This is a genomic window from Shinella sp. JR1-6 (assembly GCF_004284735.1).
Lineage (GTDB): Bacteria > Pseudomonadota > Alphaproteobacteria > Rhizobiales > Rhizobiaceae > Shinella.
Genome location: NZ_SHMI01000001.1, coordinates 1 through 14,915, shown reverse-complemented (window position 1 = coordinate 14,915; position 14,915 = coordinate 1). Strand labels below are relative to the sequence as shown.

The window sequence follows — 14,915 nt, the reverse complement described above, 5'->3', positions numbered from 1 at the left end:
GGCCTCTGAAAGCCTTGGGTCACAGCACCGCATAGCTTCTGTTGTTTCTCTTCCGAAAAGAGAACCGGCAGACCTTGGCTTTCCTATTCCGCCAGGTAGGCCCTTATCCAGGCGCGGACCAGGCTTGAATAAGGGGCCTGCGGCTGGGCCATCTCGCGGATACGTGCCTGCGCCTCCTCCGCGTAGCGGCCGATCTTGCCTGCAATTCGCTCATCCATGGCGATATCTTCGGAAAGGCGCTCTCTTGCTGCGCCATGCAGGGTAGCAAGTTCGGTCGACCGAGCTGCCACCCTTTCGGCCAGGTCCGCAGCGATCTCATGGAGATTCAGGCTCATTGCCAGAAGGAACTCGAGGTCGCGCAGCACGCGCGTGCGCGCCTGCACCAAGCCAAGCCGGTTCAGCCCGTAGACCTGGATCGACACCGCGCCCGCAGCACTGCTCCTTGACGCGACGGCTGCGCTCGCGATCGCGGCAGGATCGGCCAGGGCATCGGGGAGACCTGCGGCTCCGCCGGGATCGAGGGATTTTGGATGGATGAGGCTGATCAGGTGCGCGCGATCAACGTGGAAGGCGAGGTGCAGGTCAGGGTCGTCACGCGTTGGGTCGAGCAGGAGACGCTTCTCGGCCTCGATGTCGTCGCCGGGGCGGGCCACGTGCACACTCCCCTCCTCGAGCGGGAACGCGCTCTGCTTTCCGGTCAGGATGCTGCGGGAGCGGTCGAAATCACCGTCGGCACGCAAGGCGACCAGCCGGTCCTCGCCCGGCTTCGGCGTCTTCTGGCTGCGGCGCCGGTTGCAGTCGATGCAGCTCGGCAGGAGGTTGCTCCACTCCATCGCCAGCCACCAGTAGCCGGGATGGCCGGGAGCGCCCTCGACCTCGCCTTTGGGCCGGTAATGTTCGACATCCACCGGCTGGAGGCCGGCATAAACGCTCTCGCAGTAGGCACATTTGCCATGGAACAGCGTCTCGAGGGCGGTCTTGACGGACGCTTCCTTGTATCGGGCGAAATCGAACGCCTCCAGTTTCTCCCCGGCCGCGATCCTTTCCATATGCTCCGTGACGAGCTGAAGTTCGGACTTGCCGTCCGACGGGCGCGGCTTGCGCAGGATCGCCGGTTCCGTTGCCAGCGAGCGGTTGGCGCGCCTCATTCCAGCAATCCTTGAAGGAATCTTTTGACTTCCGTCTTCGCAGCCTCGCGGGCCGCACTGACGCGCGTGCTGGCGGCGGTGCGCCGCATCGCAAGGTACTCGGCGACCGCCTCTTGCACGACGCGCGTCACCTCGGTGCGGCCATAGGGCAATCCGTCGACGATGGCGGCGTTGAAATCGGCCAGAACGGCCCGCTCCCTTTCGTCGAGGATGCTCCTATCGCGGGCCAGAAGGTCGGCCACCGCGGCAAAGGTATGATCGGTCCGCCGGTCGTCGGCCGAGAAGAGCTGGAACATGTCCGAGGTCAGAAGCTGCTCGACGGTCATCGTTTCGATATGATCGAAATCGGCAACGCGCTCGACCACTTCGGGCATCGAACTCGGGCCGTCACCGGTGTTCTGGTAACGGTGCAGCATCATCACCTCACCGTCGCGCATGCCCCTGACACAGAGCGGATCATGCGACGTGAAGATGAAGGTAACGCGCGGCAGCGCCTTGCGCAGGCCCGCAACGATCTGCAATTTCCAGCGCGGATGCAGATGCGCTTCGATCTCGTCGACAAGCACGATCGCCTCGCCATGGCGCGCGTCACGCGGGGAAAGATGCGGCGCGGCATCCATCAGCCCTTCGAGCACGTCGCAGACCAGTGCCAGAACGGCCCGATAACCGGACGAGACGATGTCGAGCCGCTGCGGCACGATATAGTCGCTGCCATCCTGCTTCTTCTTGCGCACATTGATGATGCAACGGCCGGCTTCGCTTTCCTTGCCCGGCTTCACCTCGATGTCACGGAAATCACCGTCGATGCGGATGATATGGCGCAGCGCACTGACCACCTCGCCGAGTGCCTCCGGCCGCCGCTTTGCCAATCCGGCAAGCCATGGCTCGGGGTTGGAGATCTGGCGGTCGTTTCGGAACAGCGTCTCGATCCGGCGGGCATAGCTTTTCTGCCGTGCCCTGCCGAAAAGCCGGTGTGCGCCATAGGCGAAGATCGGCGGCCGCAGGCTCTTCAGCTTCGATCGGGTACGCATGCGGCCATCCTTCGCACCGATCGTCAGGCTCGTGCCGCCGCCGTCGCGAAACTCCAGTTCGATACGGCAGTCACGCGTGGCGCTCGTTCCGGTTTCGCCCATATATTCCGGATTGAGCGTCATGTTGCGGCCGTTCAGATCGAGTTCGTCACGCATGTCTTCCGGGATTGCGGCAAGCACGATCGCTTCGAGGATTGAGCTCTTGCCGGTCGAGTTTTCTCCAAGGATGAGCAGGCATGGGGTCGGCGGCAGTTCGTCGGGGTTGCTGCCCATGGCCGGGTCATGCGGCGGGTCCGGCAAGGCGAAGGAGATCGCCTCCAACGATTTGTAGTTCTTGATGGTTGCGGCGCAGAGTTGCGAGTATGTCGGGCGCGGTTGGGAAACCGCCTTCTGTTCGTTGGTGCCTTGCAGCCCCCGCGCCATGTCCTTGTCTTCACTGCGCAATTCGCGAAGGGTTTCGCGAACCGCCGCCGCAAAATCACTCCGCCGAGACCAGCTGCTGAGGGTCGCGCCGATGCGTTCGGTGGACAACGGACCGGATGCTTGGAAGCGTCCGGAAAGTTTGTCCGCAATCCGGCGCAGGAGCAGGTAGAGCGCTCCGCCGAATTCGACTTCCTTGTAGGAGCGGTCCTCTTCCATCCACCGTGCAAGGTCGAAGAACGCGAGCGGAGCGCGGCGTATCTCGCCGATCCACCCCGTCAAGGCTGCCGCGCGGCGGCGGACGAGATCGGCACGGTTGAGATTGAACTGGACGATCGTCGGTTCGGCACGGCGGTTCTTGCCGAGCAGAAAACCATCAAGCTTCATGTTGAAGGCGGCGGCCGGTTTCGTGACTTCACCGGGAAAGTAGAGGCGCGGCGTCTCGTCGATCTGCAGCCCCGCCGTGCCGAAGGGTGCCAGGGAGGAAGGAGGAGGCGCGGCGCGCGGGCCATCGACGGGGAAATAGGCCTTGTCTTGCGGCAGGCATCCCTCGCAGATCGGGAAAAGGTTTTCCCATTGAAAGGCGAGCCACAGGTAACATTCCCTGTCTTCCGGCCGCTTCATCGGGGTCGCATAGGCCGGCGGGCGAAACCGGTATGGCTGCAGCCGCAGATCGGCCTGCTCACAGAAGGGGCACTTGCCGTAGGAAAGCGCTGCCAACGCGTCGAGAACGTCGCGCCCGAGCGGAGACTTCCAGACCCAGGGCACATCGGTCTGCAGGCGCTCCCTCCGATCGAGCGCATAATAGGCGGTCATGTCGTGCAGCCCGCTGTCTCGCCCTTGCAGGCTGCCGGGGAATACCCGGCCCCGGCTCCCATGATCGAAGAAGAACACCGTCCGCTCCTCCTTCGCCTAGTTGGAGGACGACGTCTTGCGCACCGGCGCACGGTCGGCACCGGCGACAAGGCGCAGATTGCTGTCGGCGCTCGGCACCGCACCCTTGCGCACAGAGCCGGCCCCGTCCGCAGCCTGGGCGTCGGCGGCCTTTTCGCCGATCCCGGCCAAAGCGGTGACAAACGGCACCAGCACCTCCTCGCGCCATTTCTGGGTATTCCTGTAGGCGCGGGGGGTGTGGTCGGTCAGCAGCGTTTCGTAGATCGGCCCGCCACCGGCAGGTGGGGCGCGATAGGCGGTCGCCATGCCGTCCAGCGCGCCTTCCAGCTTGGGCATCAGCGAGACCGCGCGCAGCCAGCGATGTTCGTCAAAATCGAAGCGTTCGACCAAGGCCCGTCCCGCCTGACGGCCATAGTCACCGAGTTGGCGGATGGTGCTCTCGTCCATCGCAAGGTTCATGCCGCCCTCCCGGCTTTCGTCGAGGCGGATCTCGACGATACGGTCTGCGTAGCCGGGCAACAGCGACTGCAGCGTGTCCTGCCAGTCCTTCGCAGTGTTGAGGATCGAGCTCAAGGCGTTGCCGATACCGGTGATGGTCCGAACCGGAAGGTGCGTGCTCTGGCGCGGATGACTGGGGAGCTCGACGCGCACGTCGCCGTGACGGGCCTCCTCCCAAGGGGAAAGCGTAATGCCGAATGTCGGCCGCGACGGCAGGAAGGAATCGAAGAAATGGATGGGGAAGTTGCTGGAGATGCCGCCATCCGAGAACAGGCAGCGCCGCACCTTTGACCGGCCCGGCCCCTCGGGAAGCAGGTCATCGAAACGGTAAAGCGGCACCGCACTGATCAGCCCCGGGAAGCTCAGGCTCATGCGCGCGACCAGCAGGACCGGGAAATCCCTGCCACTGGCAAGCGGATAGAGATCGGCTGGGAGCTGCGGGCCGACATCAGCCAGCGGCGCCCTGCCGCGGACCAGATAATCAACCACGCGCTTTGGAAAAAGCGCCTCGAATTCGCGCCGGGAGAAATAGTGGTGGTCGCTTTTCAGCGGCAGCTGGTAGGGCCGGCCCGACGACAGGTCGGTCGTCATGGTTGCGACCTCGATGCCGTGATCGGCAAGCTGGCCGATAGTAAGCGGGTCGCCAGCAATGCCGTCAGGGTCGAGATTGCCGGCCACCCTGTCGATGCGGTCCGCAAGCCAGTCGGTCAGCGCGGGCTTGCCATTGCCATTCTGGGTCAGGCCGGGGCAGATCCCGAAATCGTGCGCCGGCAGGTCGGCCTTGACTGCACGCCACAGGGCCAAACCCATGGCGGTCACCAGCAGGACGATCCCGGCAACGATCCCCAGGACAGCAAGAGATACGTCCGAACGGCAGATGCCAACCACCACCACGGCAAGGCCAAGGACCGCTGCGGTCAACGCCCGGCCGCGGTAGGCTGCAAGCATCGCCTTCATCACTGCCATCAGTTTGCCGGCAATGCCGGCGGCCGATGCGGCCATCAGGATGTCGAACAGGGGCTTCAACTTCGGCGCGGGCTGGAACAGCGAGGCCATGTCACGGCCGATCTCGTCGGCAATGGCGACAATGCCGTCATAGCCGGTAAAATCATTCTTGCCGGCCGAGCGCTCGCGGCGGTACTCCGCGGCGGCGGCCACCGCGGCGGCGATGGCACCCGCCGAAGTCCCGCCGATGCTGCGCAGCCGGTAGGCACGGGCGATTTCCACGATCGCGTGCGGGTAGACCACCCCTGACGTGATCCCGCCTTTCATGACCAGGTCGCATTCGCGCATGACGCCTCCGTTCAATGCAAACCCGCTTCGGTGTGCTCGGACTGAAAGAGATCAATTCAAGATTGCTAACCCAGTTGCCGCCCATCGTACAGAGCCTTCGTTCCGCTCCCCCGAAAGCGGGGCGTGCCTGCAACGGGCAGAACGGTGGAAATCGAAATTCATGCCATGGATATCTCGACGAGATCACCGAGAGGCCAGGCTTCGGACAAGGCTTGCCTGAGAGCCACCTTTAAGCGTGCGAGGTCATCGTCGGCAGTATCGTGAAAGGCTTCGGCGACGACAAGGACGGACCGCGTTTGCGGCCTTATGACGGAACGGCCGCTCTGACGGTTGGACCAACGGCGTGCATGGGCATGTCCGGTACGATCCGCAAAAATCACCTCCCCCGCATCCGGCGTCTCGATGGCGCCGGAGAAGGTCTCGTAGATTTCTGTTCCCACGGCATGCCGCACTTCGAGGTGCCCCTGAACCTTCTCGGTGTCGAAGAGCGCAATGGGGATGGCGAAGGCGACGGAAACCGCGTTGCAGAGATCGACGAGGGGATGGATGGATGGAAGCCCCTCTTCCTTTCGCAGCCGGCGAAGCAGAGCTTCCGAAGCGCACCTGTATTGTGTCGGCTTCAGGCCCATCTTCGCGAAGGTCCGCCGCCATGCCTGAATCTCGGGGAACTCGCCTTCGGGTCCTTCGGCGAGGCGTTGCTGTGCGGTGCGAGTGAACATCTGCTGCGGCCGGGACACATCGGCCTCGGCCGTGACACCGGTGAAAAGCATGACCTGTGAGGACAGGTCGCCGAACTTCTGCCTGAGGGCGGCGGAGTAACCGAAGGTGATCAAAGGCATTCCTTTCATTGAGCTGGCCTTGCAGATCGCAACTCGAATCCACTTCGGTCTTGAACGAAATTGCGGCAGGTCTGCCGCTAAATCCTTTTCTTGTGCCGAATAGACGGTCGTCGCCGCGCGTGCTGATCTTGTCGCCGGAAACCGCGACACTGAAATCGGGCACGCGGGCGAAAGGCCTCTCGTGTCGCCCCCGCGAAAGGGAGACGCCGATGCGGTGCGGAACTGGAAATGGGACGCCAGGTGTGTTCGTGCCATTCGCGCTGGCGGCAGGGTTTTCCCTGCTGTCGACGGCAACGATGGCGAGCGGGCCGGAGATACGGGAGTTTCGGGACTGGAGGGCAGGCTGCGACAATGTCGGGCACTGCACGGCGCTGTCTCTGCCCGACGACGAGGACAATGCGATTGCCTATCTGCGTCTCGATCGGGCTGCTGGGGCGGATGCGCCGGTTCGGCTCGTCCTTCGCGTGCTCGGCGACTGGAAAACGGTATCAGTGCCCCTCCGGCTCACACTTGATGGTGCCGCTTTTCCGGCTACCGCCGAGGCGGCGCAGGTCGGAGCCGATAGCGGCACCATCTCACTGACCTTCCAGCCTGCCGAAGCATCGGCCTTTGTCGCGGCGGCCCGCAAGGCAACACAGCTCTCGATCAGCACCCCCGACATGACAGCACACGTTTCGCTTTCCGGATCCGTCGCCGCCATGCTGTGGATCGACGAGCAGCAGGGTCGGCTCGACACCCCATCGACCTTCATTCGCAAGGGGAGCGGCAGCCATGTTCCTGTGGCTCTCGCTTTGCCGGCCATCACCGCCAAGGTGTCGGATGGCGTGCTTGCAGACGATGCCGGCAAGGCGCTCGCCGCGGCGGTGCGCCAGGAGATGCTGCGGCGCGATTCTGATCTGTGCGAGGACGAGGAGACGCTTGCCTCCCTCGACGAGGCGTGGCTGCTTGATGGTACACGCCGCCTTGTCGGCTTGGCATGTTCACGTGGCGCCTACAATGTCACCACGGGCTTCTGGACGGTGGAGGGCGGCGATGCCGCGACGGCACAACCCGCCCTCTTCCCCTCCGGCGCAGGGGAGATGATGGAGAACATGCTGGTCAACGCGCAATTCGACCCGAAAACCGGACGGCTCGATTTCTTCTCCCGTGGGCGCGGCATCGGCGATTGCGGGGCCATTGGCGGCTATGCCTGGACCGGGGACGGCTTTGTTCGAACCCATTTCAGCATGATGGGCGAGTGCCGGGGCATTGCCCCGGACGACTGGATTGCGCTCTATCGCAGCACGGCAAAGTAGGCGCTCCGACAGGCCGCGCTCTGATCAGGCCGTGCCACCGACGATGACGTAGGCGGCCGCGCCCTGTGTGACTGCGATCACGGTATGACCATAGGGCGCGCGCCATTCGCTGTGGATATGGCTGTTCTCGCTGAGGTCCAGAACGGCGCTTGCCCGCAGGCCATCCTGGTGGAAGGCAACGGACTGGCCGTTCACCGTCAGCCAGAGCAAGGGGGCCTGGCTTTGCACCTCGATCGACAGACGCTGGAGCCCGTGACCGTCGGGTGCAATCGAAACGGTCAGTCGTAGCTCCTCCGCTTCAGGCAGCCCGATACCGCCAGGACCCGGCAGCTCCGCAAGCTCGGGCGTTCGCGGCGGTGCCATACGGTAGTCGCCGGTCTTTTCGAAGGCCGCGGCGTAAGTGAGCAGTGCGGTATCGTCGAAAGCCCGGCCGGCGAAGGTCAGGCCTGCCGGCATGCCGATATCGGCCAGCATGCCCATCGGTACGGTCACCGTCGGAATGCCGAGATGGCGGATCGCGAGGTTGCCATTGGCGACCCAGGTGCCGTTGCGCCAGGCAAGGTCGGCCGAGGCGGGATTCACGTCGGCATCGGCCGGGCCGATATCGGCAACGGCCGGGAAGATCACCGCGTCGAGCCCCAGCCGGTCCATCCAGACTTCGAGATCGATGCGCCGGGTCTCTTCCAGTCCGCGGAACCCCTCGGCAAGGCCCGGTATCTCGTCAAGGGAGGCGATGGGATGCGCACGCATATGGGCGGGATAGTCGGCGATATGGTCATCGAACCCATGGTAACGGTCAGGCAAGCTGCCTTGCGGTGCGGGAAAGATACGCGCACCGTCGATATCACCCAGCCGCCGCAGGGCTGGATCGGCATTGGCTGCCAGAAAGTCATGCCAGGCCCAAGCGGACAGGTCGACAATCTCGTGATGAAGATAGTCCGGGCTGACGAGGCCGCGCGTCGCAATGGTCGGCGCGCCTGGCCGGTCTCCCTCATAGTTGCTGACGACCGGGAAATCAGTGACCACGACCTCGGCACCGGCCGCTTCGAGGGCGGCGCGCGCCGCCGCGCACAGCGCGATCATCGAAGCGCGGGTTTCGATGCGCTGACCGGTGGCGCCGCCGATCCCGACCTTGCCGCCGGTTCCCGCCTCGGCGTCGGCGTTGATATACATTGCCGGCAGACCGAAACGCTTGCCTGCAAGGCTCGCGGTCCGGGCGACTGCCGCATAGGAGGCAGGGCGGACATCGGAGGCTTTCGGAATGTCCACCCAGGTCTGGCGACGCCAGAGGTCACCACGGGTGTCCGGATCGTCAGCGACGATGATGTCGAGGAGATCCAGCAGATCCGCCATCGAACGGCAGTGCGGCACCACGACATCCATGGTCGGCACAAGCGGCCAGTTGCCGCGTACGGAGATGACACCGCGGCTCGGCGTATAGGCGCAGAGCCCGTTGTTGGCCGCAGGCGCGCGGCCGCTCGACCAGGTTTCCTCACCAAGCCCGAAGGCAGCGAAGCTCGCGGCAGTCGCGGTGCCGGACCCGTTCGAGGAGCCCGAGCCGAAGGCGGCCGTCAACCAGTCGGCATTGTAGGGCGATTCCGCACGCCCGTAGACACCGCGCTGCATGCCGCCATTGGCCATCGGCGGCATGTTGGTGAGCCCGATCAGCACGGCCCCGGCGGCCCGCAGGCGGGAGATCGCAAAAGCATCCTCCGTCGCGATCAGGTCGGCGAAGGCCGGCGAACCGGATGCGACGCTCAACCCCTTCGCCTTGTAGCTGTCCTTGGCGGTGTATGGGATTCCGTCAAGCGGACCGAGGCTTTCGCCGCGGGCGCGCCGGAGGTCCGAAGCCCGCGCCTCGGCAAACATCTCGGGATTGAGCACCGGCACCGCATTGAGGCTGATGCCGTGCCGATCGTAACAGGCGATGCGGTTGAGATAGGCCGCGACCAGCCCGACGCTGGTTGTCTCACCCGCCTGAAGCGCTTCACGCAATGTACCGATCGAAGCTTCGACGACCTTCATCGATGCCCTCCCCTTGACGTCTGGTTCCCGGCTGATGGTGTCCCCACCGCCTTTTTTTATCCGCAAGGCCGGCGACACAGATCTCCGGCAGATGTTGCTAGACGTTTCTAGCCCTCGCATATCGTCCGGGCAATCTCCCACCGGCACGGCGCTGCCCGGGGTCGGCTACCGCAAGCCTTTCGCCCGATCCCAGGCCTGCGACCATATTTTTAGAGCCTTCTGGCTCAATGCCTTCGGCAGGTGCAGGCGCTTCTGATCCGCTTCGGAAGGGTAGAGATCGGGGTTCGTCTTGAGCGTTTCATCGAGAAGCGCGAGCGCGGCCTTGTTGGCAGTGGAAAAGCCCGTCTCGGTGGCTGCGACTGCAGCGATTTCCGGGCGCAGAAAGAAATCGATGAAGGCATGAGCCGCATCCGGATGGGCCGCATCGGCAGGTATGGCAAGCACATCGGCCCAGACAAGATTACCTTCCTTTGCAAGACGATAGGTGACGGTAAACGGCTTGCCCGCCTCCTTCGCCCGGCTGCTGGCGATCAGCATGTCGCCGGAAAAGCCGATGGCAAGGCAAAGGCCGCCGTCGGCGAGATCGTTGACATAACTGGAGCTGTGGAACTTGCGCACATAGGGGCGGACCTTGGCGACCACTTCCACCGCTTTCTCCAGCTCCTCCTTGTCGGTCGTGTCGGGGTTCAGCCCGAGATAGATGAGGGCAAGGCCCAGCACCTGCTCGGCATCATCGAGCATGCCGACGCCGCACGAGGCGAACTTCTCGACGACGGCGGGATCGAAGACCATGCGCAGGGAATCGACCGGCGCGTCAGGCATGATCGCCTTGATCTTCTCCACATTGTACCCGACACCGGTCGTGCCCCACATCCAGGGAACATTGTGGGCGTTGTCCGCGTCGACGCTTGCCCCGCGTGCAAGGACAGCAGGATCGAGATTGCCGAGATTGGCTAGGCGCGTGCGATCCAGCGGCGCCCATATGCCGACGGGAAGCTGGCGCAGGAAATGCGGGGAGAGATTGACGGTAACGAGGTCGTAACCCGACTTTCCCGTCAGCATCTTGGTCTCGACAATGTCGTTGGAATCGAACAGGTCGTAGGACACCTTGATGCCCGTCTCCTTCTCGAAGGCGGCGATCGACTGGGCGCTGAAGTAGGATTCCCAGGAGTAGAGGTAGAGAACCTTCTCTTCCGCCTGTGCCGCAGTCGTGAAAAGGCATGCCGTCGCAAGCGTGAGCCAGCGTTTCATGGTCATTCTCCGTTTCTGGTGTCGGTTCAATTTCCACCGCATTGTCCAACGCCGAAGCGCGCCGCTGCAGCGGGACATGCTCTATTCGGGCTGCTGCTGCGTGACGCAGTGGATGCCGCCGCCGTTTTCATAGATGCGGTCAACGTCGAGCTGGACGATGCGACGACCCGGATGCAGCCGGCCGAGAACGTCCTTGGCCAGCGTATCGGCCTTCCGGTCGCCGAATTGCGGCGTGTAGAGCGCGCCGTTGCCGACATAGTAGTTCGCATAGCTGCTCAGGAAATCCTCGCTTTCCGAGCGAACCTCGGTCGCCGCGGGAATGGAGACGATTTCAAGCGCACGGCCGCGCGCATCGCGGGCCTTGGCGAGGATAGCGAGGGCCTCCTTGTGGGCACGCCCCCATTCCGACCTGTCGCCGGGATAGCTGCTGGCAATGACAAGGCCGGGCTCCACGAAGCGGAACGAACCGTCGATATGCCCGTCGGTGATATCGAGCCCGCGCACGCCAGGCACCCACAGCACGGTTTCGACGCCGAGCGCGGCCTTGAGGCGCCGCTCGATCTCGGCTCGGTCCAGTCCGGGATTGCGGTTGTCGTTCACCCAGCAGCTCTCGGTGAGGAGAAGCGTGCCGTCTCCGTCATACTCGAAGCCGCCACCCTCGCCACAAAGTGCGGCATCGTGGTGTTCGACGCCGGCCAAGGCCGCGATCTTCGCGGCAAGCTTGCTGTCGCTGGCGTGCGCCTGCTTGCCGCCCCACGCGTTGAAGCCGAAATCGACGGCGGCGACACGCCCGTCGTCCGTGTGCACGAAGACCGGGGCACTGTCGCGCGCCCACATGTCGTCGGTCGGGATGTCGACGAGCTCGACCCGGGGGCCGCAAAGGCGCGCGGCCAGCGCGTGTTGCTTCGCCGGGGCCGCCATGGTGACAGGTTCGTTTTCGGCAATCGCCGCGGCCAGCCGGCCGAGCGTTTCCTGCACGCTCTCGAAATAGGCGCCGGGGCCACCGTAGAAAGCCGGCGTGCTCGGCCAGGCCATCCAGGTTCTTGCATGCGGTTCGGCTTCGGCGGGAACGGTCGGCATCCAGGTCTTCTCCTCTTGGGCACGGCTCGGCATTGCCGGCAGCAGCGCCAGGCCGGCGCTTGCCTGAACGAAGCGGCGGCGTGTCCAGGCGGTCACAGCGGCTGCTCCTGCGTGATGCAATGGATCGCCCCGCCGGCGGGAACGACGGCGCCGACATCGACGGTCACGATACGCCGGTCGGGGAAGGCCTTGGCAACGGCAGCCTTGGCCTCCTCGCCCGAGGGGCGGCCGAAGGTCGGCATCACGACGCCGCCATTGGCGAGCGCGAAGTTGATGTAGGAGCGCGCGAAGACCTCGCTGGTCGCCTCCACGTCATAGGCTTCCGGGATGGGGATGACCTCGAAGCTGCGGCCGCGCGCATCCGTCTGGCTTTTGAGCGCCGCCAGATTGTCGGCGAGGATGCGACCGTGCAGGTCGGCCGGATCGGGATTGTATTCGAACATGACGACACCCGGGCGCACGAAGCAGCACATGCCGTCCACATGGCCGTCCGTTTCGAGATCGAGCGGATCACCGGGCAGCCAGACGACCTTTTCGACATTAAGCATGCGCAGGAGTTCCAGTTCCACCCAGGCCTTCGAGAGGCCCGGATTTCGGTTGGGATGGAGCAGGCTCGTCTCGGTGACGATCAAGGTCCCGTCACCGTCGCAGGCCAGCGAACCGCCTTCGCAGTGGAGGAACGAGCGGAACATCTCCGCCTCTTCATAGGCAAGCACGCGGCCGGCCAGTGCATCGTCAGCGTCGAAGGGTTCATGTTTGCGGCCCCAGGCATTGAACCGCCAGGAAACCCCGGCGAGCCCGCCATCGGCCCGCTTCAGGAAGGTCGGACCGGAATCACGGATCCAGCAGTCGTCGATCGGCAGCGCCACGATCTCGATACCGTCGCCAAGGAGCGTGCGCGCACTTTTCGTGTGCTCAGGATGGGCCACCATGCTGACCGGCTCGAACTGGGCGATGGCTTTTGCGACGTCGGCATAGGCACGCTGCATGTCCGCCAGGCGCGTGCCGTAGAGGTCCTGCCGATGCGGCCAGGCCATCCATGTCTTGGCATGGGGCTCGAATTCGCCCGGACGGCGCAGCTTCACCTGCGGTTGCGGCCGTATCGTCGTATCCATGATTGACTCCTATTCATGTATGGCGCTCATTATCTTCCCAACGATGGCCCGATACAAACGAGAAGCATTCCTGCTTAGGATGAATGGATTTCATATATGATCAAATTCCGACACATTCCCCCGACGCAGTTCCTGAAGGGGTTCGAGGCCGCGGCGCGGCTTGAGAGCTTCAGCCGGGCCGCCGAGGAGGTCGGCCTGACGCAATCGGCCATCAGCCACCAGATGCGCCTGCTTGAAGCCCAGATCGGCCAGCCGCTGTTCCTGCGTATCGGCCGGGAGGTGCGCCTCACGGACGCGGGTCGGGATTATCACCGCACGGTGCGACGCAGCCTGGAGATGATGGAGGAAGGTTACCGGCGCCTGGAGCCCTACCGCAAGCCCGGCAGCGTCGTCATCTATGCACCGCGGGATTTCACGCGGCGCTGGCTCCTGCCGCGTCTTCCATCGCTGAAGGCGGCCGCGCCGGCCTGCGAGCCGTGGCTCGACAGCAGCGGCGCGGCCGTCGATTTCGAGACGATGGAGGCGGACATCGCCATCATCCACGCGCCCGAGCCACCGGCCGGCTGCGAAAGCCTTCTGATCGGGCACGACCATCTGTCGCCCACCGCTCTACCCGCCCTTGCCCGGGAACTTCGAAAACCTGCCGATCTCCTGTCGGCGCCGCTCATTCATGAAGAGGGCCCTGTGGGTTGGCCCGACTGGCTCGGTCATGTGGGCATCGATGCGGGGTCCGCCTGGAAGGGCACGAATTTCAGTGATCGCGACATTGCCCTTGCCGCAGCCGAACTCGGCCAGGGGGTCGCCCTTGCCAGCCTGCTTCTTGCTGACGCCGCACTCTCATCCGGTGCGCTGGCGCGTCCCTTTGGCGAGACCGTCTCTTCCGGCCTTTCCTGGTACGCCCTTTCCATCCCCCGGAAGCTGGCGGACGACGACGTACGGGATGCCTGGCGATGGTTATCGACGCAGGTCGCCGTCGATCCCCGGTGAGGCCTCGCTGGCCCGGACGTTCGGGCGACGGCCCTCAGACTTCGAAAACGTCGTCGAAGGATTCCGGGAAAGTCTGGCGGGCGGTCTTCTCGTTGATGACGAGCAGGGCCTCATAGGAGAGCGGATCGAAGTCCTTTTCGGCAGGCAGGACCTCGCGGCCGAAGAGAAGGTTGAGGCGCGCAGCATCGAGATTGCCGCGCTCGAAGGGCTCCGCACCGAAATGATGCCAGAGGGCATGGAGGAAGGCCGCGTCGATGCGGTGCTCGGCCGTGCCCGGCCGCGCTCGACGAGGAAGGGCCTTGATCGGCGTCACGCCCCGTGGATTGGCGCGCCTGATGGTGAACTGGACCCCCGTGCCCGGCATGCCGGACGGGAAGCCGCGATGTTTCGTCATGTCGGGTACGTCCGCCATCCGTCTCTCCTTCTTCGAGCCCCTTCTAACCGATCCGGCCCGGTCGGGAAACCTCAGAAACGGGGTCGGACTTCAACAGCGGCGGGGCGACAATACCGTGGAAAGACCGGGACAGGGAGGGCCGCCAAGCCAAATCTTGCCGACCCGAGGCGTATCCGCCGATCCATAGCGACGAGGGTGGTAACGCTGTTTTTGCTGGGGGCGTGGCGATGGGCAGTCTGACAAAAACCCTGTCCCGCCGCATGGATATTTCAGAAAAAAATTTCACGCCCTTTCACGTCCTTTTCCCGTATTGCGACGACAACCCTTGCATTGCGATGAAACCCGCAGGCCTTTTCCGGCACCGATTTTCACCCTTCATCAGACACCTCCCGACGGCTCCGATCGGTTGCAACTTCGGCAGGCGTCCGGGAATGGCTTGATATTCAAGCGGGATTCGAATGCCGCGAAGGTCCTTGCAAATTTTCTGCTGCGATTGCCGCCGTGAAATTTTTCCCGCCCGCACGGCAAAAAGAAAACAGATTACACGATTGCGGAGTTAACTAGGTGAATCCATTGACTTCCGAAGAAATTGCCGCATTATCGAGAAAACAAATTACATCGCCTCTGCGATGATCACTGACGGGA

General features: G+C 64.0%; 11 protein-coding genes. 2 read left to right on the top strand and 9 right to left on the bottom strand.

What is annotated here, in order from left to right:
• Nucleotides 1-83: 83 nt before the first annotated feature.
• The 4 genes from EXZ48_RS00055 to EXZ48_RS00040 all read right to left on the bottom strand — a co-directional run bounded on the left by EXZ48_RS00055 (nucleotide 84) and on the right by EXZ48_RS00040 (nucleotide 6,114).
• Nucleotides 84-1,148 (bottom strand): endonuclease, encoded by a 1,065-nt coding sequence (locus tag EXZ48_RS00055; RefSeq protein WP_130513925.1) that lies wholly within the window; start codon nucleotides 1,146-1,148, stop codon nucleotides 84-86.
• Entirely contained in the window at nucleotides 1,145-3,493 is a 2,349-nt protein-coding gene (locus EXZ48_RS00050) for an AAA family ATPase (protein ID WP_130513924.1), read from the bottom strand. The genes EXZ48_RS00055 and EXZ48_RS00050 overlap by 4 nt, the downstream gene beginning before the upstream one ends.
• An 18-nt stretch (nucleotides 3,494-3,511) precedes the next feature.
• The gene (locus EXZ48_RS00045) at nucleotides 3,512-5,284 is read right to left on the bottom strand and encodes a patatin-like phospholipase family protein (protein WP_130513923.1); all 1,773 of its coding nucleotides are present in this window, start codon (nucleotides 5,282-5,284) and stop codon (nucleotides 3,512-3,514) included.
• Nucleotides 5,285-5,442: 158 nt separating this feature from the next.
• Nucleotides 5,443-6,114 (bottom strand): B3/4 domain-containing protein, encoded by a 672-nt coding sequence (locus tag EXZ48_RS00040; protein WP_165909261.1) that lies wholly within the window; start codon nucleotides 6,112-6,114, stop codon nucleotides 5,443-5,445.
• A 251-nt stretch (nucleotides 6,115-6,365) separates the two neighbouring features.
• Here EXZ48_RS00040 and EXZ48_RS00035 point away from each other — a divergent pair, with 251 nt between their 5' ends.
• Nucleotides 6,366-7,418 (top strand): DUF1176 domain-containing protein, encoded by a 1,053-nt coding sequence (locus EXZ48_RS00035; RefSeq protein ID WP_165909244.1) that lies wholly within the window; start codon nucleotides 6,366-6,368, stop codon nucleotides 7,416-7,418.
• Between the two features lie 24 nt (nucleotides 7,419-7,442).
• On the opposite strand, the gene EXZ48_RS00030 is transcribed toward EXZ48_RS00035, so the two are convergent.
• The 4 genes from EXZ48_RS00030 to EXZ48_RS00015 form a co-directional block, all read right to left on the bottom strand.
• Nucleotides 7,443-9,443 (bottom strand): amidase, encoded by a 2,001-nt coding sequence (locus tag EXZ48_RS00030; protein ID WP_130513921.1) that lies wholly within the window; start codon nucleotides 9,441-9,443, stop codon nucleotides 7,443-7,445.
• Nucleotides 9,444-9,608: 165 nt separating this feature from the next.
• Nucleotides 9,609-10,694 (bottom strand): extracellular solute-binding protein, encoded by a 1,086-nt coding sequence (locus EXZ48_RS00025; RefSeq protein WP_165909243.1) that lies wholly within the window; start codon nucleotides 10,692-10,694, stop codon nucleotides 9,609-9,611.
• A gap of 81 nt (nucleotides 10,695-10,775) precedes the next feature.
• Nucleotides 10,776-11,870 carry an agmatine/peptidylarginine deiminase gene (locus EXZ48_RS00020; protein ID WP_207900339.1) on the bottom strand — a complete coding sequence of 365 codons (1,095 nt, stop codon included), beginning with the start codon at nucleotides 11,868-11,870 and terminating at the stop codon, nucleotides 10,776-10,778.
• Complete coding sequence (locus EXZ48_RS00015; RefSeq protein WP_130513919.1) at nucleotides 11,867-12,889, bottom strand: agmatine/peptidylarginine deiminase; 1,023 nt, start codon at nucleotides 12,887-12,889, stop codon at nucleotides 11,867-11,869. Before EXZ48_RS00015 ends, EXZ48_RS00020 begins: the two co-directional genes overlap by 4 nt.
• A 96-nt stretch (nucleotides 12,890-12,985) precedes the next feature.
• Between EXZ48_RS00015 and EXZ48_RS00010 the strand changes: the two genes are divergently transcribed.
• The gene (locus EXZ48_RS00010) at nucleotides 12,986-13,876 is read left to right on the top strand and encodes a LysR family transcriptional regulator (protein ID WP_130513918.1); all 891 of its coding nucleotides are present in this window, start codon (nucleotides 12,986-12,988) and stop codon (nucleotides 13,874-13,876) included.
• A 34-nt stretch (nucleotides 13,877-13,910) separates the two neighbouring features.
• Here EXZ48_RS00010 and EXZ48_RS00005 read toward each other — a convergent pair whose 3' ends face one another.
• Nucleotides 13,911-14,288, bottom strand: a complete 378-nt coding sequence (locus tag EXZ48_RS00005) for a hypothetical protein (RefSeq protein ID WP_023516767.1) — start codon at nucleotides 14,286-14,288, stop codon at nucleotides 13,911-13,913.
• Nucleotides 14,289-14,915: the final 627 nt, after the last annotated feature.